Source organism: uncultured Intestinimonas sp., from assembly GCF_944387725.1.
Classification (GTDB): Bacteria; Bacillota; Clostridia; order Oscillospirales; family Oscillospiraceae; genus Intestinimonas.
This window is the reverse complement of sequence record NZ_CALXGA010000016.1, coordinates 1-21762: the sequence shown is the minus strand read 5'-3', so window position 1 is coordinate 21762 and position 21762 is coordinate 1. Positions and strand designations below refer to the sequence as shown.

Annotated in this window: 30 protein-coding genes; 17 read left to right on the top strand and 13 right to left on the bottom strand. The window is 65.9% G+C overall.

What is annotated here, in order from left to right; translation table 11 throughout:
* Positions 1 to 27 precede the first annotated feature (27 nt).
* Both Q0K09_RS04125 and Q0K09_RS04120 read left to right on the top strand, forming a co-directional pair.
* Positions 28 to 498, top strand: a complete 471-nt coding sequence (locus tag Q0K09_RS04125; protein WP_294473312.1) for a GNAT family N-acetyltransferase — start codon at positions 28 to 30, stop codon at positions 496 to 498.
* A 29-nt stretch (positions 499 to 527) separates the two neighbouring features.
* Positions 528 to 1040: a hypothetical protein gene (locus Q0K09_RS04120; RefSeq protein WP_294473310.1), complete on the top strand. Its 513-nt coding sequence runs from the start codon at positions 528 to 530 to the stop codon at positions 1038 to 1040.
* 126 nt (positions 1041 to 1166) lie between these two features.
* On the opposite strand, the gene Q0K09_RS04115 is transcribed toward Q0K09_RS04120, so the two are convergent.
* Both Q0K09_RS04115 and Q0K09_RS04110 read right to left on the bottom strand, forming a co-directional pair.
* A complete protein-coding gene (locus Q0K09_RS04115) occupies positions 1167 to 1691 on the bottom strand; it encodes a nucleoside recognition domain-containing protein (RefSeq protein WP_294473307.1) in 525 nt (174 codons plus the stop codon).
* 2 nt (positions 1692 to 1693) lie between these two features.
* Positions 1694 to 2266: a spore maturation protein A gene (locus Q0K09_RS04110; protein WP_365931406.1), complete on the bottom strand. Its 573-nt coding sequence runs from the start codon at positions 2264 to 2266 to the stop codon at positions 1694 to 1696.
* Between the two features lie 209 nt (positions 2267 to 2475).
* Here Q0K09_RS04110 and Q0K09_RS04105 point away from each other — a divergent pair, with 209 nt between their 5' ends.
* Positions 2476 to 2718, top strand: a complete 243-nt coding sequence (locus Q0K09_RS04105) for an AbrB/MazE/SpoVT family DNA-binding domain-containing protein (RefSeq protein ID WP_130851073.1) — start codon at positions 2476 to 2478, stop codon at positions 2716 to 2718.
* Between the two features lie 410 nt (positions 2719 to 3128).
* Here Q0K09_RS04105 and rsmI read toward each other — a convergent pair whose 3' ends face one another.
* The 3 genes from rsmI to Q0K09_RS04090 all read right to left on the bottom strand — a co-directional run bounded on the left by rsmI (position 3129) and on the right by Q0K09_RS04090 (position 4836).
* Complete coding sequence (gene rsmI / locus Q0K09_RS04100) at positions 3129 to 3974, bottom strand: 16S rRNA (cytidine(1402)-2'-O)-methyltransferase (RefSeq protein ID WP_294473298.1); 846 nt, start codon at positions 3972 to 3974, stop codon at positions 3129 to 3131.
* A 393-nt stretch (positions 3975 to 4367) separates the two neighbouring features.
* Positions 4368 to 4607 carry a helix-turn-helix domain-containing protein gene (locus Q0K09_RS04095; protein ID WP_294473294.1) on the bottom strand — a complete coding sequence of 80 codons (240 nt, stop codon included), beginning with the start codon at positions 4605 to 4607 and terminating at the stop codon, positions 4368 to 4370.
* Between the two features lies 1 nt (position 4608).
* Positions 4609 to 4836 (bottom strand): helix-turn-helix transcriptional regulator, encoded by a 228-nt coding sequence (locus Q0K09_RS04090; RefSeq protein ID WP_294473293.1) that lies wholly within the window; start codon positions 4834 to 4836, stop codon positions 4609 to 4611.
* A 79-nt stretch (positions 4837 to 4915) separates the two neighbouring features.
* On the opposite strand from Q0K09_RS04090, the gene Q0K09_RS04085 reads away from it, so the two are divergent.
* Positions 4916 to 5107: a hypothetical protein gene (locus Q0K09_RS04085; protein WP_294473290.1), complete on the top strand. Its 192-nt coding sequence runs from the start codon at positions 4916 to 4918 to the stop codon at positions 5105 to 5107.
* Between the two features lie 149 nt (positions 5108 to 5256).
* On the opposite strand, the gene Q0K09_RS04080 is transcribed toward Q0K09_RS04085, so the two are convergent.
* The 4 genes from Q0K09_RS04080 to Q0K09_RS04065 form a co-directional block, all read right to left on the bottom strand.
* Positions 5257 to 5892 carry a methyltransferase gene (locus Q0K09_RS04080; RefSeq protein ID WP_294473286.1) on the bottom strand — a complete coding sequence of 212 codons (636 nt, stop codon included), beginning with the start codon at positions 5890 to 5892 and terminating at the stop codon, positions 5257 to 5259.
* Positions 5893 to 5897: 5 nt separating this feature from the next.
* A complete protein-coding gene (locus Q0K09_RS04075) occupies positions 5898 to 6527 on the bottom strand; it encodes a CoA pyrophosphatase (RefSeq protein ID WP_294473283.1) in 630 nt (209 codons plus the stop codon).
* Positions 6528 to 6539: 12 nt separating this feature from the next.
* Positions 6540 to 7067: an anaerobic ribonucleoside-triphosphate reductase activating protein gene (gene nrdG / locus Q0K09_RS04070; RefSeq protein ID WP_294473281.1), complete on the bottom strand. Its 528-nt coding sequence runs from the start codon at positions 7065 to 7067 to the stop codon at positions 6540 to 6542.
* A gap of 113 nt (positions 7068 to 7180) precedes the next feature.
* Entirely contained in the window at positions 7181 to 7510 is a 330-nt protein-coding gene (locus Q0K09_RS04065; protein WP_294473277.1) for a cytochrome C biogenesis protein, read from the bottom strand.
* Between the two features lie 151 nt (positions 7511 to 7661).
* Here Q0K09_RS04065 and Q0K09_RS04060 point away from each other — a divergent pair, with 151 nt between their 5' ends.
* From Q0K09_RS04060 to Q0K09_RS04035, 6 genes are all read left to right on the top strand, one after another.
* Positions 7662 to 7994, top strand: coding sequence for a helix-turn-helix transcriptional regulator (locus Q0K09_RS04060; RefSeq protein ID WP_294473274.1), 333 nt, complete (start codon positions 7662 to 7664; stop codon positions 7992 to 7994).
* On the top strand, positions 7981 to 8715 hold the full coding sequence (locus Q0K09_RS04055) for a DUF2812 domain-containing protein (protein ID WP_294473272.1): 735 nt from the start codon (positions 7981 to 7983) through the stop codon (positions 8713 to 8715). Before Q0K09_RS04060 ends, Q0K09_RS04055 begins: the two co-directional genes overlap by 14 nt.
* A 90-nt stretch (positions 8716 to 8805) precedes the next feature.
* Positions 8806 to 9267, top strand: coding sequence for a hypothetical protein (locus Q0K09_RS04050; protein WP_294473269.1), 462 nt, complete (start codon positions 8806 to 8808; stop codon positions 9265 to 9267).
* Between the two features lie 484 nt (positions 9268 to 9751).
* A complete protein-coding gene (locus Q0K09_RS04045) occupies positions 9752 to 10144 on the top strand; it encodes a hypothetical protein (protein WP_294473267.1) in 393 nt (130 codons plus the stop codon).
* The gene (locus Q0K09_RS04040) at positions 10045 to 10602 is read left to right on the top strand and encodes a hypothetical protein (protein WP_294473264.1); all 558 of its coding nucleotides are present in this window, start codon (positions 10045 to 10047) and stop codon (positions 10600 to 10602) included. Before Q0K09_RS04045 ends, Q0K09_RS04040 begins: the two co-directional genes overlap by 100 nt.
* Before the next feature lie 13 nt (positions 10603 to 10615).
* Entirely contained in the window at positions 10616 to 11221 is a 606-nt protein-coding gene (locus tag Q0K09_RS04035) for an NAD(P)H-dependent oxidoreductase (protein ID WP_294473263.1), read from the top strand.
* Here Q0K09_RS04035 and Q0K09_RS04030 read toward each other — a convergent pair.
* A complete protein-coding gene (locus Q0K09_RS04030; RefSeq protein ID WP_294473261.1) occupies positions 11218 to 11655 on the bottom strand; it encodes a DUF2752 domain-containing protein in 438 nt (145 codons plus the stop codon). The two genes, Q0K09_RS04035 and Q0K09_RS04030, sit on opposite strands and share 4 nt — an antisense overlap.
* Positions 11645 to 12001 (bottom strand): DUF4234 domain-containing protein, encoded by a 357-nt coding sequence (locus Q0K09_RS04025; RefSeq protein WP_294473258.1) that lies wholly within the window; start codon positions 11999 to 12001, stop codon positions 11645 to 11647. The genes Q0K09_RS04030 and Q0K09_RS04025 overlap by 11 nt, the downstream gene beginning before the upstream one ends.
* Positions 12002 to 12059: 58 nt before the next feature.
* Here Q0K09_RS04025 and Q0K09_RS04020 point away from each other — a divergent pair, with 58 nt between their 5' ends.
* The gene (locus Q0K09_RS04020; protein ID WP_294473255.1) at positions 12060 to 13055 is read left to right on the top strand and encodes an asparaginase; all 996 of its coding nucleotides are present in this window, start codon (positions 12060 to 12062) and stop codon (positions 13053 to 13055) included.
* A 75-nt stretch (positions 13056 to 13130) separates the two neighbouring features.
* On the opposite strand, the gene Q0K09_RS04015 is transcribed toward Q0K09_RS04020, so the two are convergent.
* Entirely contained in the window at positions 13131 to 13949 is an 819-nt protein-coding gene (locus Q0K09_RS04015; RefSeq protein ID WP_294473253.1) for an SH3 domain-containing C40 family peptidase, read from the bottom strand.
* Positions 13950 to 14003: 54 nt separating this feature from the next.
* On the bottom strand, positions 14004 to 14891 hold the full coding sequence (locus Q0K09_RS04010) for an LD-carboxypeptidase (RefSeq protein WP_294473250.1): 888 nt from the start codon (positions 14889 to 14891) through the stop codon (positions 14004 to 14006).
* A 556-nt stretch (positions 14892 to 15447) separates the two neighbouring features.
* Between Q0K09_RS04010 and Q0K09_RS04005 the strand changes: the two genes are divergently transcribed.
* From Q0K09_RS04005 to Q0K09_RS03980, 6 genes are all read left to right on the top strand, one after another.
* Complete coding sequence (locus Q0K09_RS04005; RefSeq protein WP_294473248.1) at positions 15448 to 17106, top strand: ribonuclease J; 1659 nt, start codon at positions 15448 to 15450, stop codon at positions 17104 to 17106.
* Between the two features lie 262 nt (positions 17107 to 17368).
* Complete coding sequence (locus Q0K09_RS04000; protein WP_294473246.1) at positions 17369 to 17908, top strand: inorganic diphosphatase; 540 nt, start codon at positions 17369 to 17371, stop codon at positions 17906 to 17908.
* A 118-nt stretch (positions 17909 to 18026) separates the two neighbouring features.
* Positions 18027 to 19250: a UDP-galactopyranose mutase gene (glf, locus tag Q0K09_RS03995; protein ID WP_294473241.1), complete on the top strand. Its 1224-nt coding sequence runs from the start codon at positions 18027 to 18029 to the stop codon at positions 19248 to 19250.
* Positions 19247 to 20269 (top strand): glycosyltransferase family A protein, encoded by a 1023-nt coding sequence (locus Q0K09_RS03990; RefSeq protein ID WP_294473239.1) that lies wholly within the window; start codon positions 19247 to 19249, stop codon positions 20267 to 20269. The genes glf and Q0K09_RS03990 overlap by 4 nt, the downstream gene beginning before the upstream one ends.
* A 74-nt stretch (positions 20270 to 20343) precedes the next feature.
* Positions 20344 to 20865, top strand: a complete 522-nt coding sequence (locus Q0K09_RS03985; protein ID WP_294473238.1) for a hypothetical protein — start codon at positions 20344 to 20346, stop codon at positions 20863 to 20865.
* Between the two features lie 161 nt (positions 20866 to 21026).
* Complete coding sequence (locus Q0K09_RS03980; protein WP_294473235.1) at positions 21027 to 21569, top strand: NADH peroxidase; 543 nt, start codon at positions 21027 to 21029, stop codon at positions 21567 to 21569.
* The last annotated feature ends 193 nt before the right edge of the window (positions 21570 to 21762 follow it).

Below are 21762 nucleotides of genomic sequence, written 5' to 3'. Positions count from 1 at the left end.
CCCGGAACCAAAGGGAGTGATATCGTCATGATCGTGAGAAATGCGGAAGAGAAAGACATCGGCCGGCTGCTGGAGCTCCTGACCCAGGTCCAGGCCATCCACGTCCAGGGCCGCCCCGACCTCTTCGCGGGCGAAAACACCAAGTACCGGGCGGAGGACCTGCGCGCCATCCTCCAGGACGCAAGCCGCCCGGTCTTCGTGGCGGTGGACGGGGCGGACGTGGTCCAGGGCTACGCCTTCTGCATCTGCCAGCAGCCCAACGGAGAGAGCAGCCTCCAGCCCCGGAAGGCCCTCTACATCGACGACCTGTGCGTGGACCAGGTCCGCCGGGGGGAGCATATCGGACGGGCGCTCTATGAACATGTCCGGGAAACCGCCCGGACGAGCGGCTGCTACCACGTCACCCTGAATGTCTGGAGCCTGAACCAGACCGCCGCCCGCTTCTACGAGAAGATGGGCCTCAAGCCCCTGAAGGTCACCATGGAGGCCCTTCTGTAGGCTGGAGCCCTCGGAAAGAGGGGAGTTCAATGAAAAAAGCTGTTGTATCTTTTCTGCCGCTGCTGGTCTGCCTGGGCCTGCTCTCCGGCTGCTCCGTGCCGTCCCAGGCATCCAGCAAACGGGACGCCATCCCCTTTACGGAGGGCCAGTATTACGCCGCAGCCTATCTAGGCTATCAGGAGCCCAGCGGACTGGACTACTATGTGGAGCAATATCTGGACAGCGCCCAGCTCCCGGTCCACTACCTCTCCGGCGGGGACTACTACCTGATTATCCCCCGGTACTCCGGCATGACCCTCTCCCTGTACCGCAACGAACTGGAGCCCTCCGAGCCCATTCTGATCTACGAGGACCCGGACTGCCGGCCCTTTCTCCTCCAGTGTAATGTCAGCGATATCTTCCCGGACGCCGTCATCCGCCTGACCTACGGGGAAGAGACGGTAACATTCTCCCCCTTCCTGTCCCTCAAGGACGGCTCCGTGGACATCGGAGACCAGGGCCTGGACCTCACCCGGAGCCCCAGCGCCCCGGCGGGCGAATAGACAGAACGCCCGCCGCCTTATTGCAGGGGCCGCAAACATCTTCGGGTAAAACGGCAAATGCCGCCGGACCGCATCCTGCTGCGGTCCGGCGGCGTTTGCGCCTCTCCGCCCTGTACCGGCGGACCCTCACGCCCCAAACAGCAGCCGCACCGCCCAGGAGGCGGCCAGGAAGCCGGTGAGGTCGGCGCACAGGGCGGCGGGGACGGCGTAGCGGGTCTTGACGATGCCCGCCGCCCCGAAGTAGACGGCGATGGTGTAGAAGGTGGTCTCAGTGGAGCCCAGCATCACTGCGGCCGTCCGGCCCACCAGGGAGTCGGGGCCGTAGGTGGTGATGAGGTCGGCCCCCACCCCCAGGGCGGCGCTGCCGCTCACCGGGCGGACCAGCAGGAGGCCCACCGTCTCCGGGGGGATGCCCAGAGCCTCCAGCACCGGAGCCAGGGCCCCGGCGGCCAGCTCCAGGGCCCCGGAGGCCCGGAGCATGTAAACCGCCGTCAGCAGGGCGATGAGGGAGGGCACAATCCGCAGGAGGACCCCCAGGCCGTCCGCCGCCCCCTGGACCATGGCCCCGTAGACATCCACCCGCCGGAACATCCCGTAGAGGGCCACCGACGCGATGAGCACCGGCGCCGTCATATCCAGCAGCAGCGCCATCCTCACCGCCTCCAGACTTTGGAAAAGAATTTGGCCGCCAGAATGCCCGCCGTCACCGACAGGGCCGAGGCCAGCCACACCGCCGGGAGGATGTCAAAGGGCCTGGCGCAGCCCGCTCCCGCCCGCACCGCCGCCACCGTGGTGGGCAGGAGCTGGATGGAGGCCGTGTTGCACACCACCAGCATACACAGATCGTCGGAGGCCGTCCCGGGGCTCCGGCGGCACATCTTCCGGGCGGCCTCCAGCCCCAGGGGGGTGGCGGCGTTGCCCAGCCCCAGGAGGTTGGCCGACACGTTGGCCGAGAGGGCGTCCATCACCTCCCGGTCCCTTGCGAAGCTGGGGTAGAGCCGCCCCAGCAGAGGCCGGAGGAGCCGGGAGAGCTTTTCCGAGAGCCCGGAGCGCTTCATCACTTCCACCACCCCCATCCACAGGCAGAGAACCCCCGCCATGGACAGGCACAGCTCTACCCCGGCGGCCGCCCCTTCCATGGCCGCCGCCGCCACCGCCGGAGCCCGCCCTGTAGCCAGTCCGCACAGGATGGAGAGGAGCACCATCCCGGTCCAGATTGCCGTCATCGCCACTTCACCCGCCCCCTTTGTCCCCATTTATACGCCCGCCCGCCGCAGAACATGCCTTTCCCCAAATACCGTTTATCGCCAAAATATCTGAAGAATTTCCAGATTTCGATTGACAATTCTATACGCCGTGTTATAATAGTTGTCAGATATTGGTCGTTCTACACACAGGTAGGCGCCGTTATCTGGGAAGGAGCTTGATCGCAATTATGAAATCAACCGGTATTGTACGTAAGGTGGACGAACTGGGCCGCATTGTGCTGCCCATCGAGCTGCGCCGCACCCTGGACATTGCGGAAAAGGATTCTTTGGAAATTTATGTGGACGGAGCCTCTATTGTACTGAAAAAGTACCAACCTGCCTGTATTTTCTGTGATGACGCCAAGGATGTTATCAATTTCAAGGGCAAAAATGTCTGTCCCAACTGCATCCGCGAGCTGATGAACAAGTAGGGCTTGTTTGAAAATTGGCGATGTGCTCAGCGGCGAGGGATTTTGGGCCGCTGGCAAGCAATTTTGACCCAGGAATCCTGGCGGATTTCAAGGAAAAATTGCGCCGTCCAGGGGCAAAAGACCCGCCGGTTGGGCATGTTGACATGTTTCAAACAAGCCCTAAGCTGTGCGCGAAAAAAGAGACGCTGAGACGGGGCTTCCGTTTCAGCATCTTTTTTGCCATCCGGCTTCCACCGCCCCCGGTCCCGGCGGCGGTGGAAGCCGTTTAAAAATGGGTGATTTCATCTGTTTTAGAAATAATTGTGCATCCATGCTGCGTAAATCAACGGCTTTTCGGTTTCTTCAGCAGTCAGATGCCGAATGGTTCGTTATACAAAATGTATAGCATTGGCATGCCAGAATATTACAAATCAGGGCATCCGCGCTGTCTCCCCCAGGGCCGCCTGGTAGAGGGCGTTTCGGGCCAGACCCAGCTCCCGGGCGGCCTGCCGGGCGGCGTCTCGGAGGGAGAGGCCCTCCGCCCGCAGGGCGGCCACCCGCTCCAGACCCGCCTCCAGGTCCGGGGCCTCCGGTGGGGGCGCTTGCTCCCCCTGGACCACCAGCACGAATTCCCCCTTGGGCGGGTTGGCCTCGTACCAATCCGCCGCCTCCCCCAGGGTGGTGCGGCGGATCTCCTCGTGGAGCTTGGTGAGCTCCCGGCACAGGGCCACGGGCCGGTCCGGACCGAAGGCGTCCCGGAGGTCCCGGAGGGTGGCGGGGAGCTTGTGGGGGGCCTCGTAGAAGAGCATGGTCCGCCCCTCCCCCCGGAGGCTGTCCAGATGGGCCTGGCGGTTCTTGCGGTTCATGGGCAGGAAGCCCTCGAAGGTGAACCGCCCGGTGGGGAGTCCAGAGGCGGCCAGGGCGGTGATGAGGGCGCAGGGCCCCGGAATGGACACCACCGGCGCCCCGGCCTGGGCGCAGGCCCGCACCAGCTCCTCCCCCGGGTCGCTGATGGCGGGGGTGCCGGCGTCGGTGACCAGAGCGCAGTTCTCCCCCGCCAGAATGCGCTGGAGCACCGCCTCCCCCCGGGATTCCGTGTTGTGGCGGTAGTAGCTGACCATGGGCTTCTTGAGCCCCAGGTGGTTGAGGAGCTTCAAGGTCACCCGGGTGTCCTCGGCGGCGATGAAGTCCACCGCCGCCAGGGTCCCGGCCGCCCGGGGGGAGAGGTCCCCCAGGTTGCCGATGGGGGTGGGGACCAGATAGAGGGTTCCGGACATGGCGCTGCCTCCTGTCAATGGTCTATAGATGGGCCCTCACGCCTGTCTCATAGCGGTCAAGGGCCCGCCCTTGGGGTCCGGCGTCCCGCCGGAGCGGATTTGCGGCTCCGCCGCAGGGCAGGAACCGTTTCTTTTTCTGCGGAAAAAGAAACGGGCCTTGCCTCCTCGTCAGAACAAATTTCGCTTCGCTCCGTCCCCCTGCGGGGGACATCCGCTCCACTCCATTTGTTCTTCCTCTCCCCACAAAAGCTGCGCTTTTGCGGGGCCCCCGAAGGGGCCGGTCTTCGGAGCCGTTTGTGGACGTATACGGCGGCTGACATCTTTCGTATGAATATGGGGACCCCTTCCGGCCGTTACGGCCTGAGTCTGCGGCGCGGGGATGGGTCTGTTGTTTTATCCGCCCGCCGCCTGATAGTGCTGCTCGCCTGGCAGTGTGCCCGGCGCGGGTTCTGCGGGCTGGCTCGGCTTTGTGCTGAACTGGGTGCTCTGGCGTGGGTCCTGTGCCGCCCGCCCGCTGCTGCGGCCCAGGAGATCGTCGGTGGTCACCCCCAGGCGTCCGGCCAGCACCTCCTGGGTTAAGTGCTGCTCCTGGCGGAGGGCCCGGAGCCGGGCGGAAACGCCGGCAAAGTCCATCTCACTCCTCCCGCCGCCGGTCGCTGCGGCCTAAGAGGTAGTCGGTGGTGACCTCAAAGTAGTCCGCCAAAATCATCAGGGAGGAGATGGGGATATTGATCTGCCCATACGCAATCTTCTGATAGTTGCTGGCTGTGCAGCCCAGCAACTCCCCCATGGATCTCTGCGTCTGCTTCCTCTCCCGGCGCAGGGCTTTAAGCCGTTTTCCGAACTCTACAAGCTGTTCCATAGGATCTCCCTCTTGGCACACAGCAAAACTGCGTTTATAATAAAATTACACATTTACAATGCGTATTTGGAGGCTGCTGATGATGACCGGCTTTATGACTTGGCTCTACGAGCACTACATCGAGCCGGAGATTCGCCTCCAGCCCAAGGACGATGGAGACCTGTTCCGCTTCAGCCTGATGGAGAGCACCGCAGCTCCCCAGGAGCGGGCGGACATTGACGCCGCTCTGCGGTTTTACACCTGCCACGGCCTCCTGCTAGGGCTTGTTTGAAAAATGGCGATGTGTCCAGCAGCGAGGGATTTTGGGCCGCTGGCAAGCAATTTTTTCGCAGGAATCCTGGCGGATTGCAAGGAAAAATTGCACCGTCCAGGGGGCAAAAGCCCCGCCGGTTGGGCATGTTGACATGTTTCAAACAAGCCCTAGGGCTCCTCTAACAGCACGGTAGGCAGAACCTCCAGCCCCGGCCGGCCCTGGCGGACCGCCTCCAGCAGGACGGCGGAGGGGGGCGTGCCTGTCCGGTGCTGGACCAGGGCCATCCGCTTGGGGGCAAAGCCGCTCCCCTCCAGGGCGGCGAAGAGGGCGGGGAGCCGCTCCGGCCGGTGGACCAAGGCGAAGCGCCCCCCGTTCCGCACCAGCCGGCCGGCGGCGGCGCAGAGCTCCTCCAGGGTACATCGCTCCTCGCTCCGGGCGCTGCCGCCGGAGGGGCCTGCCCCCAGGGGATACCAGGGCGGGTTGGAGACGGCCAGATCGAAACCCCCGGCGGGCAGGAGCCCCCGGTCCCGGAGGTCCCCAGTGAGCACCGGGACGATCAGACCGTTGCGGGCGAAGGTCCTCCGGGCCAGGGCGGCGGCGGCGGGGTCCCGCTCCACCCCGGTGAGGGCCAAGGTCTCCTCCCGCTCCAGCAGCAGGAGCCCCAGGGCCCCGGAGCCGCAGCCTAAGTCGCACACCCGCCACCCCCGGCGCACCGTGGCAAACCGCCCCAGGGCCAGGGTGTCGCTCCCCAGGGGGAAGGCAGCCTCTGACTGGAGGAGGACGTAGCGCCCCAGCCGCTCCACCCGCTCTATGACGCCCCGCCCCCCTCCGGCTGACGTCCCAGGTTCCACAGGAGGATGCGGGCGGTGAGGCCCCAGATCACATGGCCCTTGTAGGTCCAGATGGGGACCTGATGGATCCCCGTCCGCCAGGGGTAGCCCTTGGGGAAGCCGATGAGGTCATAGGGGAAGTCCTCGTCTACCTTGGGCTCCAGGGGAAAGCGGTAGAGCAGGGGGGGGTGCTGGGCGAAGAAGCCGGCCGGCACCAGGAAGGTCTCCTTTACCTCGGCGGCGCTGGCGATCATGTGGACCACCGCCCCAGCGTCTACCTGGGCCAGCACCGGGTGCATGAGGCCGTCGGAGGGCAGGTATACCCCGTCCAGCCGGGCGATGGGCCGGATGGCGGAGGCCGGGATGCCCAGTTCCTCCCAGGTCTCCCGGAAGGCGCACTCCGTGGGGCCCTCCCCGGGCTCCATGCGGCCGCCGGGGAAGCAGACCTCCCCCGGCTGGCGGCGGAGGGTGTCGGCCCGGACCTCGAAGAGAACGTGGGTCTGGCTGTTCCACTCCACCAGGGGGACCAGCACCGCGTAGTGGTTCCGCACCCCTGTGAGGCCGGGGGTGCGGTCCATGAATTTCTGCTCCAGCTCTGAGATGGTCATGGGGACCTCCTTTCAGGACTCGGGCACGGTAAAGTGGCGGAGAGGGTCGGGCCGGGTCCACAGGACCACCTGCCCGGCCCGGCGCGTCCGCCCCAAGTCGATAAGCCTCTGGTTGCCGCTGCCCCGGAAGAGGGCGGCGTAGGACTTTTGGGCCTTGAGGAAGGGGCCGTCCACCAGCACATCGGCAGCGGAGAGCAGGGCCTCCCAGTCCGCCCGGCCCGCCCCGGCCAGGTCCTCATAGACATAGCCGGTGTAGACCCACACGTCCAGCCCCCGGCGGCGGGCCCGCCGGGCCAGGGCGGCACAGTCCTCCGCCTGGAGGAAGGGCTCCCCGCCGGAGAGGGTCAGGCCCTGGAGGAGGGGGCTGCCCGCCAGCAGGGCCTCCAGCTCCTCCAGGGGGATCTCCTGGCCTCCGGCGGGGTCCCAGGTCTCCGGGTTGTGGCAGCCGGGGCACCGGTGGGGGCACCCCTGGGTGAAGACGGTGAGCCGCAGGCCCGGCCCGTCCACAATGGAATCGGAAATCCAGTTGGCAATCCGCACAGGGCGTCCCTCCTCCGGCGCGGGTGTCTGCCCCCATTATACCCGCTCCGCCGGAGAAGCGCAAGGGCGGGCGTCTCCAAAAGAGGCGCCCGCCCTATTCTCGGCTCCGGGGCTCAAAAGCTGGTCCGCCAGAGGGGGATGACATTGATGACCGGCTCCTCGTAGGGGTGGATCTGCTTGACGGCCTCCACCGTCCGGTCCACCCGTTCGGTGGGACAGGTCACCTCCACCTTCAGCTCGGGCCCGGTATAGCACTCACCCGGGGTCCCCAGGTAGGGCGCGGCCCCCGGCAGGGGCCGCCAGCAGCTTGTGACCCGGCTGTAGGAGAGACAGCCATCATACCCGCCGATATGTCCGGCGTCCGCCGCCATCAGGGCCCTCTGGAGGACCGGCAGATGGTCCTCCGGCAGAAAAATTTCCAGCTTGCAGTAGGCAAAATCCATGGCCCCCACTCCTCTCCCCGGCCAGTCCGGTTTTCTTATGAGCATACCACGTTCCGGCCTTCGGGGCAAGGGGGGTTGACATATAGCGATCATCGCTATAAAATGAGAGCAGCGATATTCGATATAGTTTTTGGGAGAGGAGGCGCGGCCCATGGCCCGGAAAAAGCTGGATACCCTCACCGAGCAGATGTACTATGTCCTCCTCTCCCTGACCCAGGAGCGCCACGGCTACGCCATCATGCAGTACGTCGCGGCCCTCACCCAAGGCCGGGTGGCCATTGGGGCGGGGACCCTGTACGCCCTGCTGGGCCGGTTCGAGAAGGAGGGGCTCATCTGCCTGGCGGGCCAGGAGGAGAACCGAAAGCGCTATCTCCTCACCCAGGAGGGGCGGCGGGTGCTGGAGGAGGAATGGGAACGGCTCCAGCGGCTGGTGGCCGACGGAGCCCGGGTACTGAGAGAGGAGGACGGCCATGAAACCTCATGAGTGGATGCTCTTTACCTATCCCGTCATGGACTTAAAGGCCGCCGAGGCCGCCCTGAACCGGGCGGCGGCGGAGGGCTGGACCCTGGACCGGGTCTTCCTGGGGTGCTTTGCCCGGCTGGTCCCCGCCCAGGCCCCGGTGGTCTGGGCGGTGGACTGGAGCGACGGGGCCCACCTGGAGCGGGAGGACTATCTGGCCCTCTGCGCCGACGCCGGTTGGACCTTCGTCCAGAAGGTAGGCTCCTTCCAGCTCTACAGAGCCCCGGCGGGGACCACCCCCATCCAGACCGACAGCGCCGAAGAGCTGGAGCGCTTCCGGCAGGAGGAGCTGCGGCGGCTGGGCAAATTGACGGGGTGTTTGGGCCTTTTGTGGCTGGTCCTGGCCCTGCTGGTGGGGGTCCTGGCCCTCCTCCTCCCGGCGGGCGGCAGGACGGTTGACGGCCTTCTGGCCCTCTTCGCCAGCAACACAGTGCTCTATCTCCTCCTCTGCCTCCCCCTGCTGCTGGCGGGGCTGGCGGCCTGGACCGCCCGGCTCTGCCTCCGGCTGGCCCAGTGGCGGCGGACGGCGGCGGAGGGGACCCCCTTCCCGGCGCCAGGGCCCCGGAGCGCCAAGGCGGCGGCCTGGCTGTGCCTGCTCTTCCGGGTCTGGGTCCTCTCCCTTTTTCCCGTGCTTCTGCTGGACCTTGCCCAGGCGGGCAGCATCGGAACCCCCTGGGGCTCCTGATTGGGGCGGGCCTGGCGGCGGCCTTCCGGTCCCGCCGGGAGGCCAAGGCCGGCCGCCGGGAGGTCTCCTCCGGCCCCTGGAGGGTGGTCTATGCCCTGCTGCTCCTGGCAGCGGTGGTCTTTGCCCCCCTGCTCTCCCCCCCTGGCCGGCGCTGTGATGCCCCCGCCTTCCCTGGAGGGGGAGACCCTGGCCCCTGGGGCCCGGCGGAGCGGCCTGGACCTTGAGGGCTCCTTCGCCCTGCGGCACGGGTGGTGGGTGGAGGAGACCCCGGAGGGGACGCAGTACGAGGTCCACTGCTGCACCGCCCGGTGGGGGTGGCTGGCGGACTGGCTCCTGGAGGCCCAGCGGGTCCAGGCCCCCTACATCTCCCGGCCGGGGTGGGAGGGCGTTTGGCAGGCCGAACTCCCCATGGGCAACGGCAGCGGGACCTTCTGGCGGCTCCTGCTCCTCCGGGACCGGGTGGTCCTCCAGGCCGACGTGGGGGACCACCCCTTCCCGGAGGAGGACCTGGAGCGCCTGCTGGAGACGCTGGACCAAACGCGGGAGGTGTGACCGGATGCGTACAGCCTTTACCGATCTCAACTACTTAGGGCTTGTTTGAAAATTGGCGATGTGTCCAGCAGCGAGGGATTTTGGGCCGCTGGCAAGCAATTTTTTTGCAGGAATCCTGGCGGATTTCAAGGAAAAATTGCGCCGTCCAGGGGGCAAAAGCCCCGCTGATTGGGCATGTTGACATTTTTCAAACAAGCCCTAGCCTCCGCCGCCCAGGCCCCGGCGGCCCGGGCCCAACGCAGATAGGAGGAAATGGTATGAAAAAGTGCAGACGCGCCCTCTTCGCCTTTCTGGCCTCAGACTACCAGGCCGCCCAGGCCTGGCTGGAGGAACAGGACCGCCGGGGGTGGGAACTCCAGTCCCTCTCCTACTGGCTCCCCACCGCCCGGCTGGTCCCCAAGACCCGGACGGACATCCGGTACTGCGTGGACCTGAGCCGCGGCCTTCGGGACCCCAATTCGCCCCCGACGGCTTCGACCAACTGGTGCGGGACTCCGGCTGGACCCTGGTGGGGACCACCCGGAGCGGTCTGGACGTCTACCAGTCCCTGCCCGGCCGGGACCCCATCCCCATCCAGACCGACCCGGAGCTGGTGCGGCGGCGGTTCTTTGGCCGGGAGGTGGCGCCCAGCCTGTTCGCCGCCCTCCTGGTCCTGGCCCTGCTGCTCCTGACAGTCTCCATCTTCCTGGACCCTCGAGCGTACCTGCGGCTCCTGCCCTCCAACTGGGAGCTGCTGCGGGCGGCTTCTCTTATGGTGATGAGCGGCTTTCTCCTCTATTGGGCGGTCCACAGCCTGGTCTTCTGGGTCCGCAGCCGGGGCGGACCGCCTCCGGTCTCCTGCCGGGGGCCCGGTTCCGGGGGCTCCTCTGGAGCCTGACGGTCCTGTATTGGTGCATCGCTTGGCTGCTCCCCCTCACGGACCTGGCGGCGGCGCTCCCGCCCCAGATTCCCCCGGAGGAGCTGGCGGCCCAGCCCCTGGTCCCGGCGGAGGACCTGGGCCTGAGCCCGGCGGAGACCGAAGGAGCCCGGCGCCGGAGCTCTCCCTTCCTCACGGAGCTGGAGCTGGAACAGGAGACCGAGGCGGGCTGGCTGTATCAGACCCGGTGGGACTGCCGCTCCTCCTGGGCGGCGGACCGGATGGTCCAGGGGACCCTGGCCGCCTACGGCGGCTGGGGCCTCCGGCCCGTGGACCTGGGCTTTGACCAGAGCTGGAGCGGGGAGCATTTTCTCCTCCTCCGGCAGGGGGACACGGTGGTCTGCCTCCAGGGCCCGGCGGACTGGACAGACCCGGAGATTCGCGCTATACTATGGACACAACTGGAACTCGCGCCGTAAGGAGGAACTTGTCATGTCCGAGCTGCTGTTTGTCAACGCCTGCGTCCGGGGGGAGCGCTCCCGCACCCTGGCCCTGGCCCGGCATTTTCTGGCCGCCTATGAAAAAAGCCACCCGGAGGTCCGGGTGACCGAGCGGAATCTGATGGAGGAGCGCCTGGAGCCCCAGTACCCCGAGGTGCTGAAGGAGCGGGACGCCCTTTGGGCCGCCGGGAGGCTGGACGCCCCCATGTTCGCCCCCGCCCGGCAGTTCGCCGGGGCCGGCTGCATTGTAGTGGCCGCCCCCTTCTGGGACCTGAGCTACCCCGCCATTTTGAAAATCTACCTGGAGCGTATCTCTGTAACCAATCTCACCTTCGGCTACGACGCTGAGGGGCGGATGGTGGGCCTGTGCCGGGCGGAAAAGCTCCTCTTCATCACCACCCGGGGCGGGGACTTCTCCCTGCCGGAGACGGCCTGGATGGAGTCCGGGGCCCGGCACCTCCAGGCCCTGTGCGCCATGTACGGCATCCCGGCGTTCCGGCTCCTGTGCGCCCAGGGCCTGGACGACGTCCGCAACGACCCGGAGGCCCTGTTGGCCAGGGCCATGGAGGAGGCCGAGGCCCTGGCCCAGACCTTCTAAGAGAAGGCCCGCAGGAAGGGGAAGAGCTCCGGGGGCGTCTGGCCCGGGGCCAGCCAGACAAAGCCCGGCAGGTTCCGGGCCACCCCGTAGACCACCAGGAAAACCGCCATCAGGACCATGAGCACCTGCTCCCACCGGGCGGGCCGGGTCTGGCCGGTGCGGACATACCGCACCGCCGCCCGGACCCCCAGCACCGCCAGGAGGGGCAGCAGGAGCATCAGCCCCGGGTTCCAGCTCCAGGCGGCGGCGGGGTCCAGCTCCAGCAGGGCCAGGCACATCCGGGACACCCCGCAGCCGGGGCACCACAGCCCTGTGGCCAGGTGGATGGGGCAGGGCAGGCCGAAGCCGAGCCAGGAGCTCAGCAGGGCGTAGGTCAGCCCCGCCGCCGCCAGGAGCCCCAGCCGGGACAGGAGCCGCCGGGCCCTAGTCCTCAAGGTTCCCGCCGGGGATGTAGTGGTTGACCTCGTTCTGCATCAGGGCCAGGGAGACAATGCCCAGGCCGAAGACGCCCAGCACCAGGTACAAAACGGCCAGGCTCCCCGGGGGGACGCCCTGCTCCTGCCGGGCCCGGTCCAGCTTGTCGCCCATCTTATAGTACCAGTAGAGGCCGTAGATGCCGCAGGTGAGGATGGTGAACAGGAGCACCAGCCCCCCGGAGGTGCCGGGACGCTCCGTGACCTCGCACACATCTTCATTGAGGCAGTAGAGCCAGTAGAGGCCGTAGATGCCGCAGGTGACGATACTCAACACGATGCACAGACCTACATTGCGCGGTTTCATGGGAAGAACCTCCTTTCTCTTATGGGGCCAGTATAATCCAAATGCGGAGGAAAATCAAGTGAAACATATCCTTTTGCTCACCACCGGGGGAACCATCGCCTCCCGGCCCACCGCCGAGGGGCTGGCTCCCGGCCTGGACGGGGAGGACCTGGCCCGGAGCATCCCCTTCCTCACCGCCAGCTGCACCGTGGCCGTCCGGGACATCCTGCACCTGGACTCCTCCAACATCCAGCCGGAGGAGTGGCAGCTCATCGCCAAGGCCGTCTACGCCGAGCGGGGGGACTACGACGGTATTGTCATCACCCACGGCACCGACACCATGGCCTACACCGCCTCGGTGCTCAGCTTCATGCTCCGGGGCATCCCCATCCCGGTGGTGCTCACCGGTAGCCAGCTCCCCATCGAGCACCCCCTCACCGACGCCCTGGAAAATCTGCGCATCGCCTTCGCCATGGCCTGCTCCGGGGCCCCGGGGGTCTTCGTAGCCTTCGACCGGAAGGTCATCCTGGGCTGCCGGGCGGTGAAGACCCGGACCCGGGATTTTGACGCCTTCGAGAGCGTCAACTGGCCCCTGGTGGGGGCGGTGGACGCCGGAGGGCTCCACATCGACCCCGCCGCCCTGCCCCCCCGGACCGGCGGGGACTGCGTCCTCCAGAGTGCGCTGTGCCGGGACGTCTTCCTCCTCAAGCTCACCCCGGGGCTCAACCCGGAAATCCTCGATCTCCTCCTCCAGATGCACTACCGGGGGGTGGTCATCGAAGCCTTCGGGGCCGGGGGCCTCCACTTTATCCGCCGGGACCTGATTTCCAGGCTCCACAAGGCCGCCCAGGGAGGCATGACGGTGCTGGTTTGTTCCCAGTGCCTCTACGAGGGAAGCGACTTCACCCTCTACCAGGCGGGGCAGAAGGCCCTGGCCCAGGGGGTCATCCAGGGCTACGACATGACCACCGAGGCCGCCGTCACCAAGCTCATGTGGGTCCTGGGCCAGACCCGGGACCCGGCGGAGATCCGGGCCCTCTTCGGCCGGAACATGGCCGGAGAGGTGGGGCGGTAGACTTCCACCAGAACGGGCGTCCGCCCGGACCGAAGGGTTCGGGCGGACGCCCGTTCGTTCCTTTCCGGCAAAAGCTCAAAAGATGCTCCCCACGGCGGTCAGGCTCTGGGCCAAGTCCTCCCGGTAGTCGGGGGCGGCGGGGTCCAGGCTGTTGATCACCACGCCGTCGCTGCCAGCCCTGGCCGTGGCGTGGATGTACCGCCCCTCCCCCAGATACATGGCCACATGGCCTGGGAAGAAGAGGAGGTCCCCGGGCCCCATGGCCCCCCGGGGAATGGGGCGGACCGGAAAGCCCTCCTGAATCTGGGCGTCCCGCCAGATCACCACCCCGTTGAGGAGGTAGCTCATGGACACCAGCCCGGAGCAGTCGATGCCCACCGGCGTTTTGCCGCCCCAGCGGTAGGCCGCGCCCAAGTAGCTCAGGGCGGTCCCGGTCACCGCCCGCCGCAGGTCCTCCGCCCGGGAAAACCGGGGCTTTTCGTAATATTTCCCCAGAAAACTCCGCCTTGTATAGCCCTCCCGGCCGTCTGGGAGGGCCACCCGCTGCCAGCCCGCCCCATCTGGATCCCCCACCGGGGCCACCAGGGCCCCCCGGGTCAGGGTGGTCAGGGGACAGCAGGCCACGGCGGGGCCGGAAAGGACATCGCACAGGCCCTTGCGGACCACCACCTTGGGCAGGGCGGCCCACCGGGCGGCACTGCCCTCTCCTATCAGCAGGTCCGCCGCCGAGGCATAGCCCTCGTAGCGGTAGGGGGTGCGCACCCGGTACCAGCCGGGCCGCGGCTCCTCCAGGAGCTCCAGCACCATGCCGGACAGGGCCTCGTCCCGCCGCTCACACTGGCAGGTGGGGCGGGTCATCAGGGGGCAGATGGGCCGGTGCACCAGGGCTCTCATGGCAACACCTCGTAGAATCGTTCTGTCAAATTACAAATTGGAGTCATCAATCTGTCAGATCTGCCGGGGCCTGGACGGCGGCAGGAGCTCCAGGGTCCCGGCGCCGGCGTCCAGGACGGCCCGAGCCCCCAGGGGCAGGGACAGGGTGGGCAGCACATGGCCGCAGGGCACGCCGGCGAGCACTGGCTTTCCCGCTGGGAGGAGCTCCTGCAGGCTCTCCTCCAGAGGCAGGTCCCCCTCTTCCTGGGGGCAGTCGGTCCAGGCCCCCAGAATCACCCCGGCGCACTCCCGGAGCTTTCCGGCGTTGCGGAGCTGGGTGAGCATGGCGTCAATCCGCCGGGGCCTTTCCCCCACGTCCTCCAGGAAGAGGAGCTTTCCCCGGGTGTCGATTTCCCAGGGGGTGCCCAGAGAGGCGCACACCAGCGTCAGGTTGCCCCCGCACAGCCGCCCCTCCGCCCGGCCGGGAGCCAGAGGGATTGGGGCGGCGCCCTCCGGCCAGGGCAGCACCCCGGTCAGCCCCCCGAAGAGGGCCCGGCGGAGCCCTTCCATGGTAAAGCCGTCCACCGGCTCCCAGTACTCGGAGGCGGGCATGACGGTGTGGCAGGTGACAAGGCCGCACCACTGATTCAGGGCGATGTGGAGGGCGGTAATGTCGCTGTACCCGGCGAAGACCTTGGGATTTCGGGCCATGGCCTCCAGGTCCAGCAGGGGCAGGAGGCGGTGGGAGCCGTAGCCCCCCCGGACGCACAGCACCCCGGCAATGGTCTCGTCGGCAAAGGCCGCCTGGAGGTCCCCGGCCCGGACCGGGTCGGCGGCGGCCAGGCAGCCCCGGCGGTGCTCCGGGCGGCAGGAGGGGTAGACCACCGGTGTCAGGCCCAGGGCCCGGACAGCCTCCACGGCGGGAGCCAGACGCTCCGGCGGGACGGGGGATGCGGGGGCCACCAGGGCCACCCTGGCCCCCAGGCAGAGAGGGGCGGGGGTCTGCAGGGGACATCACTTCCTTATCCATTCGGCCGGATTGTACCACAGCGCCCTCCCGTTTGTAAAGGCGGCTCAGCTCCGCCGACAGGGGGCGGGCACAACTGTGGAAATTCTCTGTATACTTTTTCAGAAGGATGTGGTATACTAATTCCAGCTTATGACGGCTTTATGTGCTTCGGCACTGTGCTCCATCCGGTTGGAACCCACAATTTGGGCCTGGAGCAGGATGGGCTCCTGAGAAGGCGGAGACCGCAGATGGGCTTGCCGCCCATCCAGGACGACAACGCACGCAGGCGCCCAGCCTGCCCAGGAGCGAATGCGGGCTTCTGACCGGATGGAGCGCTAATATATAAGGCAAAACAGGACCTGGGGACCGCGTGGTCGGGGGACTGGGCTCCTTTTTCCGGCGAGGCAGGGCCGGAACGAGGGGTCCACGTCCCTGGCTTTCTTCCGGTGTGTCTCCACGTCCAGAAACTTCCATAATTTGGATATTTTAAAGGAGTGAACCAATACTTTTATGGCAGAAAAACTGAAGATCATCTCCCTGGGCGGCCTCAACGAGATTGGGAAGAACCTCACCGTCTATGAGTACGGCGGGGACCTCATCGTGGTGGACGTGGGCATGGGCTTCCCGGACGACGACATGTACGGCATCGACGTGGTCATCCCGGACTTTACCTATCTCATCAAGAACCAGGACAAGATCCGGGGCATCTTCCTCACCCACGGCCACGAGGACCATATCGGCTCCATCCCCTACCTGCTCCGCAGCGTCAACGCCCCCATCTACGCCACCCGCATGACCATGGGCCTGGTGAAGCTCAAGCTGGAGGAGCACCGGCTGCTGGACAAGTGCAAGCTCTTCACCTGCGAGCCCGGGGAGGTGGTGAAGGCGGGGCGGTTCAGCGTGGAGTTCATCCACGTCAACCACTCCATCGCCGACGCCGTGGCCTTCGCCATCAAGACCCCTGTGGGCACCGTGGTCCACACCGGCGACTTCAAGATCGACTCCACCCCCATTCAGGGGGGCATGATCGACCTGGCCCGGCTGGGGGAACTGGGGAAGAAGGGGGTGCTGGCCCTGCTGTGCGACTCCACCAACGTGGAGCGTCCTGGCTACACCAAGAGCGAGCGGTGCGTGGGGGCCTCCTTCGACGCCCTGTTCCGGGGCTGCGACCAGCGGATCATTGTCACCACCTTCGCCTCCAACGTGGACCGCATCCAGCAGATCATCAGCGTGGCGGCCAAATACGGCCGGAAGGTGGCCGTCACCGGCCGGAGCATGGAAAACGCCATGCGGGTGTCCACCGAGCTGGGCTACATGCGCATCCCGGAGGGAACCCTGGTGGACGTCAACCACATCAAGGGCCTGCCCAAGGACAAAATCTGCATCATCACCACCGGCAGCCAGGGGGAGACCATGTCGGCCCTGACCCGGATGGCCTTCTCCACCCACCGGCAGGTGGACATCCAGGCCGGGGACCGGGTGATCCTCTCGGCCTCCACCATTCCAGGCAACGAGCACTCCATCGGCAACGTCATCAACGAGCTCTACCGGAAGGGGGCCGAGGTGGTCAACGAGCGGGCCGGGGAGCTCCACGTCTCCGGCCATGCCTGCGCCGATGAGCTGAAGATCATCCACGCCCTGGTGCGGCCCAGGTTCTTTATCCCTGTCCACGGGGAGCAGCGCCACCTGAAGACCCACGCCAAGCTGGCCCAGGAGATGGGCATGGACCCCCGGAACATTGTCATCAGCGACATCGGCAAGGTCATCGAGCTCACCCAGCGCTCGGCCAAGCTCAACGGCACCGTCCCCGCCGGCAGGGTCTTCGTGGACGGCTACGGCGTAGGGGATGTGGGCAGCGTGGTCCTCCGGGACCGCAAGCACCTGGCCGAGGACGGCATGATCGTGGTGGTCACCTCCATGTCCGGGGAGAACGGCGCGGTGGTCTCCGGCCCCGACATCATCACCCGGGGCTTTGTCTACGTCAAGGAGTCCGAGGGGCTCATGGAGGACCTCCGCCGGGTGGCCGCCGAGGCCCTGGAGCGCTGTGAGCGCAGCCACACCACCGACTGGACCGCCATCAAGGCCGAGATCAAGGGGGACCTGTCCGGCTTCCTCTACAAAAAGACCAAGCGCAACCCCATGATCCTGCCTGTCATCATGGAGGTCTGAGCAGCAGAACCGCCTCCCGTGCGGGAGGGCGGGGCATGCCTGCGGCATCCCGGCCAGCAGCCCCGGCTGCTGGCCGCTTTTCTGCCCAAACCCGCCCCGCCCGCCGGGCAGGCGTCCCCCCGGCAGGGCGCCGCCCCCCGAACCGGATGGAATCCGGCCAAACAGCCCTCCGCCAGGGAAAGCGGTTGTAATTCCCCGGCAAACAGGCTATAATGATGTCTGCCGCAGCGCGGCAGTTTGAAAAAAGAAAAGGAGCATCCCCATGTCCAACATCTGGCACGACGTCCGCCCCGATCGGATTCAGCCCCAGGACTTTCTCTCCGTCATCGAGATCCCCAAGGGCAGCAAGAAAAAGTACGAACTGGACAAGGAGACCGGCCTCATCATCCTGGACCGGGTCCTCCACACCTCCACCCACTACCCCGCCAACTACGGCTTCATCCCCCGGACCTACGGCGACGACGGGGACCCCCTGGATGTGCTGGTCCTCTGCTCGGAGGCCATGGACCCCCTGACCCTGGTGCGGACCTACCCCATCGGCTATATCGCTATGCTGGACGGGGGCCGGAACGACGAGAAGATCATCGCCATTCCCTTCGCCGACCCCACCTACAACACCTATCAGGATATCTGGGAGCTGCCCGGCCACATCTTCGACGAGATGGCCCATTTCTTCTCAGTCTACAAGGCCCTGGAGGGCAAGGAGGCCGTGGCCGGAGACGTCAGCGACCGGGCCGCCGCCGTGGCGGTGATTCAGAAGGCCATGGAGCACTACGGCGAGACCTTTGCCGCCGGACGGTAAAGGGAATTTTTCCCCGTTCTTTAAGGAAAGTTTAAGACAATTTTCTTTTCCTTTTTTCCCGAACCGTGGTAAACTATAGGGGACAGAGAAAAATCAACCGGAAAAAGGCGGGAATCTGATGGAGCAACCATTTGACTGTCTGGTCATCGGCGCCGGCTACGCCGGCAGCGTGGCCGCCCGGGAGCTGGCCGAGCGGGGCAGCCGCCGGGTCCTGGTGCTGGAGCGCCGGGACCACATCGGCGGCAACGCCTACGACTATCCCGATGGACACGGCATCCTGATCCATAAATACGGCCCCCATATCTTCCATACTGCCAGCAAGCGGGTTTTTGACTACCTCTCCCGCTTTACCCAGTGGCGGCGCTATCAGCACCGGGTCATCGCCAGCCTGCCCCGGGACAACCCGGAGGTGGTCCCGGCCCACAAGCGAACCCAGGGCCGCCTCTGCTTCCCGGTGCCCTTCAACCTGGATTCCCTGGAGGCGGCCTTCGGCAAGGCCGATGGGGGGCGGCTGGGGGAGAAGCTCCTGGACGCCTATCCCGCCCAGAGTCAGGTGACCATCCTGGAGCTGCGCCGGAATCCTGACCCGGAGGTCGCCGCCATTGCAGAGTATGTATACGAACACGTCTTTGTCCACTATACCAGGAAGCAGTGGGACCAGACCCCGGAGGAGATCGACCCGGCCACCACCGCCCGAGTGCCGGTGCGTCTCACCCGGGACGACCGCTACTTCCAGGATCCCTGGCAGGGAATGCCCCTGGAAGGCTACACCTCCCTGTTCCGGCGGATGCTGGACCACCCCAACATCACCGTGGCGCTGGGGGTGGACGCCCGGGACCGGGCGTCCTTCTCGGAGGGGCAGATCCGGCTGGACGGCCTCCCCTTCTCCGGGCCGGTGATCTTCACCGGCCAGGCCGACGAGCTCTTCGCCTTCCAGGAGGGCCGGCTGCCCTACCGGACGCTGGACTTCCGGCTGGAGACCCATGACCGGCAGTTCTACCAGACCCACGGCACGGTGAACTACACGGTGGACCAGGACTTCACCCGGATCACCGAGTTCAAGCACCTCACCGGCCAGCGGCTCCGGGACCCGGTCACCGCCATCATGAAGGAGTACTCCAGACCCTACACCGGGGCGGCGGGGGAGATCCCCTACTACGCCATTATCAACCCGGAGAACAACGCCCGCTACGACCGGTACCGGGCCCGGGCGGCCCGGTTCCCCAACCTGCACCTGCTGGGCCGGCTGGCGGAGTACAAGTACTACAATATGGACGCCATCGTCCTCCGGGCCCTGGAGCTGTGCGACGGGCTCCTGGGCGACAAGGAGGGAAACCCGTGAAGCTGCTGACATTCGCCGTCCCCTGCTACAATTCCGAAGCCTACATGGACCACTGCGTCCAGACCCTGCTGGAGGGCGGGGAGGACGTGGAGATCATCCTCATCGACGACGGCTCCCAGGACGCCACCGGAGCCATCGCCGACCGCTACGCCCGGGAGTACCCCGACATCGTCCGGGTGGTCCACCAGGAGAACGGCGGCCACGGCGAGGGGGTCAACCAGGGCCTCCGCCGGGCCCGGGGGCTCTACTACAAGGTGGTGGACTCCGACGACTGGGCCGACGTGGACGCCCTCCACAAGATACTCGAGCAGCTCCGGGCCTTCGCCCAGATGGAAAAGCCCGTGGACCTGCTGGTGTGCAACTACGTCTACGAGCACATGGAGGACAACACCCGAAAGGTGATGAAATACACCAACGTCTTTCCCCGGGGCCGGGTCTTCACCTGGGAGGAAATCGGCCGGTTCCGGGCCTCCCAATACCTGTTGATGCACTCGGTCTTCTACCGCACCCAGCTCCTCCGGGACTGCGGCCTGGAGCTGCCCAAGCACACCTTCTATGTGGACAACATCTTCGTCTACCAGCCCCTCCCCTTTGTGGAGACCCTCTACTACATGAACCTGGACTTCTACCGCTACTTCATCGGCCGGGCCGGCCAGAGCGTCAACGAACAGGTGATGGTGAAGCGGGTGGACCAGCAGGTCCGGGTGACCAAGCTGATGATCCAGGCCCACGACCTGCGGAAGGTGGCCGCCCGCCACCGCCGCCTGAGCCGGTACATGTTCAACTATCTGGCCATGATGATGACCATCTCCTCCATCTTCCTCATCATTGACGGCACCCCGGAGGCCCTGGGGAAGAAAACCGAGCTGTGGGAGTACCTGCGTACGGTGGACAAGTCCCTCTACCACCGGATGAAGTACCGCGCCATCTCCGCCGTGGGGAACATCCCCGGCTACCAGGGGCGCAAGCTGTCCGTGAAGCTCTACCGGCTGGCCCGGCGCATTTACAAATTCAACTGAACCGGCGGAAGAGGCCCGCAGTCCGGCGCGGACCGCCCGTCTTCCCAAATACTGGAGAAAGGAGGCCGTCCCATATGCGTCCCTGGCTGCTCGCGCTGCTGCTCCTGGCCGCCGGGGCGGCCGCCCTGGCGGCCGGCCTGTCCTGGACCGTCCGCCGCCGGGACCTGGTCCGCCGCCCGGAGGAGCGGCGGGTGGGCTTCGGCTTCCGCAAGACCCTGCTGATCTACCAGCCCTCCAACCGGGGGCGGGTCAACGCCATCGCCTGGGAGCTGGCCCGGACCCTGGCCAGGGCCGGCCACACCGTCACCCTGAACGTCCCCTCCCCGGTGCTGACCTACGACCCCGCCGAGTACGACCTGCTGGTCTTCGGCGGCAGCGCCTACCTGGGGTCCGTGGGCCGGCCCCTGAAGGACTACCTGGCCTCCCTGCGCTTCCGGGGGAAACAGGTCCTCCTCTTCGTGGTGGGGGACCTGGAGCGCGCCCCGGAGATGGCCGGCCTGCGGCTGTGCGTCCCCGCCGGCAACCAGGTCCGCTCCATCAAAATCCGCCCCGACGAGGGAAAAAAGCTCTGCCAATTTGCCCAAGCCTCCGTGTAATCTCCCCCCGAGAATTGGGTAGATTTCCCCGGAGAAATTTCTAAAATCCCCTTTACAAATAGGGATAGAAGTGTTATAGTTAGGACAGTCAAGAATTGATAACAATTCCTATTATTAAAAGGATAGAAATTCCAAAACAATATGATTTGGAGGAGATTTACATGAAAAAGTTTGTCTGCACCGTCTGCGGCTATGTGTACGAGGGCGAGGCCGCGCCCGAGAAGTGCCCCCAGTGCGGCGCTCCCGCCGCCAAATTCAAGGAGCAGTCCGGCGACAAGACCTGGGCCGCTGAGCATGTGGTGGGCGTGGCCAAGGGCGCTCCTCAGGAGATCCTGGACGGTCTGCGCATGAACTTCGAGGGCGAGTGCTCCGAGGTGGGCATGTACCTGGCCATGGCCCGTGTGGCCCACCGCGAGGGCTATCCTGAGATCGGCCTGTACTGGGAGAAGGCCGCCTATGAGGAGGCCGAGCACGCCGCCAAGTTCGCCGAGCTGCTGGGCGAGCTGGTGACCGACTCCACCAAGAAGAACCTGGAGATGCGCGTGGACGCCGAGAACGGCGCTACCGCCGGCAAATTCGAGCTGGCCAAGAAGGCCAAGGAGCTCAACCTGGACGCCATTCACGACACCGTCCACGAGATGGCCCGCGACGAGGCCCGCCATGGCAAGGCTTTCGAGGGCCTGCTGAAGCGCTACTTTGGCTAAGAAAAAGCCAGTAAATAAGCACTTTTTGAGAGGGAATGGGGAGACCTGTTCCCTCTCTTTTTGCGTTTCCGCCGCTCCATTGTGGATATTTTTGTGGCATTTCTTTCTTTTCCATCCGTGAAAACTTTCCACATGTGGATATTCAGTTTTTTGCCCTATATCAAGCGGTTTTTACCGCTTAATACCGAAAAAT

Bases quoted from the DNA above. Each gene is read 5' to 3' on its own strand.
- Q0K09_RS04125 (WP_294473312.1), top strand. From the start codon at position 28: ATGATCGTGAGAAATGCGGAAGAGAAAGACATCGGCCGGCTGCTGGAG.
- Q0K09_RS04120 (WP_294473310.1), top strand. From the start codon at position 528: ATGAAAAAAGCTGTTGTATCTTTTCTGCCGCTGCTGGTCTGCCTGGGC.
- Q0K09_RS04115 (WP_294473307.1), bottom strand. From the start codon at position 1,691: ATGGCGCTGCTGCTGGATATGACGGCGCCGGTGCTCATCGCGTCGGTG.
- Q0K09_RS04110 (WP_365931406.1), bottom strand. From the start codon at position 2,266: ATGACGGCAATCTGGACCGGGATGGTGCTCCTCTCCATCCTGTGCGGA.
- Q0K09_RS04105 (WP_130851073.1), top strand. From the start codon at position 2,476: ATGAAATCAACCGGTATTGTACGTAAGGTGGACGAACTGGGCCGCATT.
- rsmI (WP_294473298.1), bottom strand. From the start codon at position 3,974: ATGTCCGGAACCCTCTATCTGGTCCCCACCCCCATCGGCAACCTGGGG.
- Q0K09_RS04095 (WP_294473294.1), bottom strand. From the start codon at position 4,607: ATGGACTTTGCCGGCGTTTCCGCCCGGCTCCGGGCCCTCCGCCAGGAG.
- Q0K09_RS04090 (WP_294473293.1), bottom strand. From the start codon at position 4,836: ATGGAACAGCTTGTAGAGTTCGGAAAACGGCTTAAAGCCCTGCGCCGG.
- Q0K09_RS04085 (WP_294473290.1), top strand. From the start codon at position 4,916: ATGATGACCGGCTTTATGACTTGGCTCTACGAGCACTACATCGAGCCG.
- Q0K09_RS04075 (WP_294473283.1), bottom strand. From the start codon at position 6,527: ATGACCATCTCAGAGCTGGAGCAGAAATTCATGGACCGCACCCCCGGC.
- Q0K09_RS04065 (WP_294473277.1), bottom strand. From the start codon at position 7,510: ATGGATTTTGCCTACTGCAAGCTGGAAATTTTTCTGCCGGAGGACCAT.
- Q0K09_RS04060 (WP_294473274.1), top strand. From the start codon at position 7,662: ATGGCCCGGAAAAAGCTGGATACCCTCACCGAGCAGATGTACTATGTC.
- Q0K09_RS04055 (WP_294473272.1), top strand. From the start codon at position 7,981: ATGAAACCTCATGAGTGGATGCTCTTTACCTATCCCGTCATGGACTTA.
- Q0K09_RS04050 (WP_294473269.1), top strand. From the start codon at position 8,806: ATGCCCTGCTGCTCCTGGCAGCGGTGGTCTTTGCCCCCCTGCTCTCCC.
- Q0K09_RS04035 (WP_294473263.1), top strand. From the start codon at position 10,616: ATGTCCGAGCTGCTGTTTGTCAACGCCTGCGTCCGGGGGGAGCGCTCC.
- Q0K09_RS04025 (WP_294473258.1), bottom strand. From the start codon at position 12,001: ATGAAACCGCGCAATGTAGGTCTGTGCATCGTGTTGAGTATCGTCACC.
- Q0K09_RS04015 (WP_294473253.1), bottom strand. From the start codon at position 13,949: ATGAGAGCCCTGGTGCACCGGCCCATCTGCCCCCTGATGACCCGCCCC.
- Q0K09_RS04005 (WP_294473248.1), top strand. From the start codon at position 15,448: ATGGCAGAAAAACTGAAGATCATCTCCCTGGGCGGCCTCAACGAGATT.
- Q0K09_RS04000 (WP_294473246.1), top strand. From the start codon at position 17,369: ATGTCCAACATCTGGCACGACGTCCGCCCCGATCGGATTCAGCCCCAG.
- glf (WP_294473241.1), top strand. From the start codon at position 18,027: ATGGAGCAACCATTTGACTGTCTGGTCATCGGCGCCGGCTACGCCGGC.
- Q0K09_RS03985 (WP_294473238.1), top strand. From the start codon at position 20,344: ATGCGTCCCTGGCTGCTCGCGCTGCTGCTCCTGGCCGCCGGGGCGGCC.
- Q0K09_RS03980 (WP_294473235.1), top strand. From the start codon at position 21,027: ATGAAAAAGTTTGTCTGCACCGTCTGCGGCTATGTGTACGAGGGCGAG.